The sequence below is a fragment of the Undibacterium sp. TC4M20W genome (genome assembly GCF_049340245.1).
GTDB lineage: Bacteria > Pseudomonadota > Gammaproteobacteria > Burkholderiales > Burkholderiaceae_D > Undibacterium.
Genome location: NZ_JBMPPI010000060.1, coordinates 1 through 5,676, shown reverse-complemented (window position 1 = coordinate 5,676; position 5,676 = coordinate 1). Strand labels below are relative to the sequence as shown.

2 tRNA genes and 3 rRNA genes are annotated in these 5,676 nt (G+C 49.2%); all 5 read left to right on the top strand.

What is annotated here, in order from left to right:
• The first annotated feature begins 218 nt into the window (after positions 1 to 218).
• The 5 genes from ACO0LL_RS30255 to rrf all read left to right on the top strand — a co-directional run bounded on the left by ACO0LL_RS30255 (position 219) and on the right by rrf (position 5,657).
• Positions 219 to 1,747, top strand: a 16S ribosomal RNA gene (locus ACO0LL_RS30255).
• Between the two features lie 86 nt (positions 1,748 to 1,833).
• Positions 1,834 to 1,909 (top strand) — tRNA-Ala (locus ACO0LL_RS30250).
• 25 nt (positions 1,910 to 1,934) lie between these two features.
• A tRNA-Ile gene (locus tag ACO0LL_RS30245) sits at positions 1,935 to 2,011 on the top strand.
• Positions 2,012 to 2,428: 417 nt separating this feature from the next.
• A 23S ribosomal RNA gene (locus ACO0LL_RS30240) occupies positions 2,429 to 5,302 on the top strand.
• Between the two features lie 242 nt (positions 5,303 to 5,544).
• A 5S ribosomal RNA gene (gene rrf / locus ACO0LL_RS30235) occupies positions 5,545 to 5,657 on the top strand.
• The 16S, 23S and 5S rRNA genes sit together here with 2 tRNA genes alongside, the layout of an rRNA operon.
• The last annotated feature ends 19 nt before the right edge of the window (positions 5,658 to 5,676 follow it).

Sequence of the window (5,676 nt, the reverse complement as noted above, 5' to 3'; positions counted from 1 at the left end):
TGGTTCTTTAACAATTAACAGTCAATAAATGTGGGCACTTGGTGAAGCGCACCAATTAACTTAGGTTAGTTGGAATGCTTAAATAATATAGCAAGTGTTCACAAGAAATAACAAAGCAAGACGATGATTCAGAGATGAGTCATTGAACTGTCAGTATTTTGAGTGAGCGACATGTCAGTAAAATGACATAGACAAGAAATTGTCGAAAAACAGAGATTAAACTGAAGAGTTTGATCCTGGCTCAGATTGAACGCTGGCGGCATGCCTTACACATGCAAGTCGAACGGCAGCGCGGGGCAACCTGGCGGCGAGTGGCGAACGGGTGAGTAATATATCGGAACATACCCTAGAGTGGGGGATAACGTAGCGAAAGTTACGCTAATACCGCATACGCACTAAGGTGGAAAGTGGGGGATCGCAAGACCTCATGCTCATGGAGTGGCCGATATCTGATTAGCTAGTTGGTAGGGTAAAAGCCTACCAAGGCGACGATCAGTAGCTGGTTTGAGAGAACGACCAGCCACACTGGAACTGAGACACGGTCCAGACTCCTACGGGAGGCAGCAGTGGGGAATTTTGGACAATGGGGGCAACCCTGATCCAGCAATGCCGCGTGAGTGAAGAAGGCCTTCGGGTTGTAAAGCTCTTTTGTCAGGGAAGAAACGGTGTTTCCTAATACGGAATGCTAATGACGGTACCTGAAGAATAAGCACCGGCTAACTACGTGCCAGCAGCCGCGGTAATACGTAGGGTGCAAGCGTTAATCGGAATTACTGGGCGTAAAGCGTGCGCAGGCGGTTTTATAAGTCTGATGTGAAATCCCCGGGCTCAACCTGGGAACTGCATTGGAGACTGTAAGGCTAGAGTGTGTCAGAGGGGGGTAGAATTCCACGTGTAGCAGTGAAATGCGTAGATATGTGGAGGAATACCGATGGCGAAGGCAGCCCCCTGGGATAACACTGACGCTCATGCACGAAAGCGTGGGGAGCAAACAGGATTAGATACCCTGGTAGTCCACGCCCTAAACGATGTCTACTAGTTGTCGGGTCTTAATTGACTTGGTAACGCAGCTAACGCGTGAAGTAGACCGCCTGGGGAGTACGGTCGCAAGATTAAAACTCAAAGGAATTGACGGGGACCCGCACAAGCGGTGGATGATGTGGATTAATTCGATGCAACGCGAAAAACCTTACCTACCCTTGACATGGAAGGAATCCCGAAGAGATTTGGGAGTGCTCGAAAGAGAACCTTTACACAGGTGCTGCATGGCTGTCGTCAGCTCGTGTCGTGAGATGTTGGGTTAAGTCCCGCAACGAGCGCAACCCTTGTCATTAGTTGCTACGAAAGGGCACTCTAATGAGACTGCCGGTGACAAACCGGAGGAAGGTGGGGATGACGTCAAGTCCTCATGGCCCTTATGGGTAGGGCTTCACACGTCATACAATGGTACATACAGAGGGCCGCCAACCCGCGAGGGGGAGCTAATCCCAGAAAGTGTATCGTAGTCCGGATTGTAGTCTGCAACTCGACTACATGAAGTTGGAATCGCTAGTAATCGCGGATCAGCATGTCGCGGTGAATACGTTCCCGGGTCTTGTACACACCGCCCGTCACACCATGGGAGCGGGTTCTGCCAGAAGTAGTTAGCTTAACCGTAAGGAGGGCGATTACCACGGCAGGGTTCGTGACTGGGGTGAAGTCGTAACAAGGTAGCCGTATCGGAAGGTGCGGCTGGATCACCTCCTTTCTAGAGTAGCGCGTAGTTAAGTGTCCACACTTATTGACTGTTAATGAATGAACAGAGAACACAGGTAAGAGATCATGTTCCCGAAAGGGGGATTAGCTCAGCTGGGAGAGCACCTGCTTTGCAAGCAGGGGGTCGTCGGTTCGATCCCGTCATCCTCCACCAAGATTCTGGTAGAAGTTTAGGAATCGGGTCTGTAGCTCAGTTGGTTAGAGCACCGTGTTGATAACGCGGGGGTCGTTGGTTCGAGCCCAACCAGACCCACCACAAGATCTCGACAGTGCAAACGTAAGTCAGTGTCATGTAGAGCAATAAAACTACATAAGAAGACAGTGAGATTTAGGTTTGTACTTTCAAAGCGAAAGACAATAGTAATTAAGTAGTTCTCGTTCTTTAACAATTTAGAAGAAGTAAAGTAGAAATAATCAAAATTATTTCTGTAAAGAGAAGCTTACAACGACAGTTGTGAGTGGAAATTATGGAAGGGTTGTGATTGTATCGAACAAACAATGTATTAAAAAGAGTTTGAAAAAGCTGTCGAAAGACAAGTTTTAGAAATATCAAATTCCTTGAGATACGGCAAACGCTAAAGTAATACTCATAAGTAGTAAAGAACTATAACCGGTTTTTGGTGATGAACCTTGATCAAGCAATTGATGAAGACACCAGAAGCTAACGTTATAGGGACAAGTGACTAAGTGCACATGGTGGATGCCTTGGCGATATCAGGCGATGAAGGACGTAGTAGCTTGCGATAAGCTGCGGGGAGTGAGCAAACACACATTGATCCGCAGATTTCCGAATGGGGAAACCCGGCCGTAAGGTCATTGCATACTGAATACATAGGTATGCAAAGCGAACGTGGCGAACTGAAACATCTAAGTAGCTACAGGAAAAGAAATCAACCGAGATTCCCAAAGTAGTGGCGAGCGAAATGGGAAGAGCCTGCAAGATTTAGCATCTTTAATAGTAGAACGGATTGGAAACTCCGGCCATAGAGGGTGATAGCCCCTTATACGAAATTATCGGTGTGGAACTAAGTTTGCGACAAGTAGGGCGGGACACGAGAAATCCTGTCTGAACATGGGGGGACCATCCTCCAAGGCTAAATACTCGATATCGACCGATAGTGAACCAGTACCGTGAGGGAAAGGCGAAAAGAACCCCGGGAGGGGAGTGAAATAGAACCTGAAACCGTGTGCATACAAACAGTAGGAGCGGACTTGATCCGTGACTGCGTACCTTTTGTATAATGGGTCAGCGACTTACATTCAGTGGCAAGGTTAACCGCATAGGGAAGCCGTAGAGAAATCGAGTCCGAATAGGGCGAATCAGTCGCTGGGTGTAGACCCGAAACCAAGTGATCTACTCATGGCCAGGTTGAAGGTGCGGTAACACGCACTGGAGGACCGAACCCACTAATGTTGAAAAATTAGGGGATGAGCTGTGGGTAGGGGTGAAAGGCTAAACAAACTTGGAAATAGCTGGTTCTCTCCGAAAACTATTTAGGTAGTGCCTCTTGTATCACCGTCGGGGGTAGAGCACTGTTATGGCTAGGGGGTCATCGCGACTTACCAAACCATTGCAAACTCCGAATACCGACGAGTGCGAGCAAGGGAGACAGACATCGGGTGCTAACGTCCGGTGTCAAGAGGGAAACAACCCAGACCGCCAGCTAAGGTCCCAAAGTATAGCTAAGTGGAAAACGAAGTGGGAAGGCTAAAACAGTCAGGAGGTTGGCTTAGAAGCAGCCACCCTTTAAAGAAAGCGTAATAGCTCACTGATCGAGTCGTCCTGCGCGGAAGATGTAACGGGGCTAAGCTATACACCGAAGCTGCGGATATCCGTAAGGATATGGTAGGAGAGCGTTCTGTAAGCCTGCGAAGGTGTCTTGTAAAGGATGCTGGAGGTATCAGAAGTGCGAATGCTGACATGAGTAGCGATAATGGGGGTGAAAAGCCTCCACGCCGTAAGCCCAAGGTTTCCTGTTCAACGTTCATCGGAGCAGGGTGAGTCGGCCCCTAAGGCGAGGCAGAGATGCGTAGCTGATGGGAAGCAGGTTAATATTCCTGCACCGTCGTATGATGCGATGGGGGGACGGATCGCGGAAGGTTGTCCGACTGTTGGAATAGTCGGTTTTTAACCTGGAGAAGGCTGTTAGGCAAATCCGGCAGCGTAATTCAAGGGGTTGAGACGAGCGAATTTATTCGTGAAGCAATCGGAAGTGGTTCCAAGAAAAGCCTCTAAGCTTCAGTCATACGAGACCGTACCGCAAACCGACACAGGTGGGCGAGATGAGTATTCTAAGGCGCTTGAGAGAACTCGGGAGAAGGAACTCGGCAAATTGGTACCGTAACTTCGGGATAAGGTACGCCCTTGTAGTTTGACTGCCCTGCGGCAGAAGGACGAAGGGGTTGCAATAAACTGGTGGCTGCGACTGTTTAATAAAAACACAGCACTCTGCAAACACGAAAGTGGACGTATAGGGTGTGACGCCTGCCCGGTGCTGGAAGATTAAATGATGGGGTGCAAGCTCTTGATTGAAGTCCCAGTAAACGGCGGCCGTAACTATAACGGTCCTAAGGTAGCGAAATTCCTTGTCGGGTAAGTTCCGACCTGCACGAATGGCGTAACGATGGCCACACTGTCTCCTCCCGAGACTCAGCGAAGTTGAAATGTTTGTGATGATGCAATCTACCCGCGGCTAGACGGAAAGACCCCATGAACCTTTACTGTAGCTTTGCATTGGACTTTGAATCGATCTGTGTAGGATAGGTGGGAGGCTTTGAAGCGTGGACGCCAGTTTGCGTGGAGCCATCCTTGAAATACCACCCTGGTTTATTTGAGGTTCTAACCTTGGCCCGTTATCCGGGTCGGGGACAGTGCATGGTAGGCAGTTTGACTGGGGCGGTCTCCTCCCAAAGTGTAACGGAGGAGTTCGAAGGTACGCTAGGTACGGTCGGACATCGTGCTAATAGTGCAATGGCATAAGCGTGCTTAACTGCGAGACTGACAAGTCGAGCAGGTACGAAAGTAGGACATAGTGATCCGGTGGTTCTGTATGGAAGGGCCATCGCTCAACGGATAAAAGGTACTCTGGGGATAACAGGCTGATTCCTCCCAAGAGTTCATATCGACGGGGGAGTTTGGCACCTCGATGTCGGCTCATCACATCCTGGGGCTGTAGCCGGTCCCAAGGGTATGGCTGTTCGCCATTTAAAGTGGTACGTGAGCTGGGTTTAAAACGTCGTGAGACAGTTTGGTCCCTATCTGCCGTGGGCGTTGGAAGTTTGAAGGGGGCTGCTCCTAGTACGAGAGGACCGGAGTGGACGAACCTCTGGTGTATCGGTTGTCACGCCAGTGGCATTGCCGAGTAGCTATGTTCGGAAGAGATAACCGCTGAAAGCATCTAAGCGGGAAACTCGCCTTAAGATGAGACTTCCCAGAGACTTGATCTCTTTAAAGGGTCGTTCGAGACCAGGACGTTGATAGGCTGGGTGTGGAAGTGCAGTAATGCATTAAGCTAACCAGTACTAATTGCCCGTAAGGCTTGTCCCTATAACCTTAGCAGGTTGTAGGCTACGACAAGTATTGTGAAGTGTTTGCGAAATGTGCCAGCTGTGGAAACAGCCAGGTAGTTCGACAGCAGTCACAACCACTACCTCAAGCGATGGTCTCGCTTGGGGTAATAAAAAACTTGATTAGTGCGAATAAGATCGCACACTCTACTGAACTTCTTCTGAATTGGATTTTTTGCTCCTCACAGATCAACGTGATGAACAATCAATCAACAAGTTATGCCTGATGACCATAGCTAATCGGTACCACCCCTTCCCATCCCGAACAGGACCGTGAAACGATTACGCGCCAATGATAGTGCTGCAACCAGTGTGAAAGTAGGTTATCGTCAGGCTTTTATTCCGCATACCCCC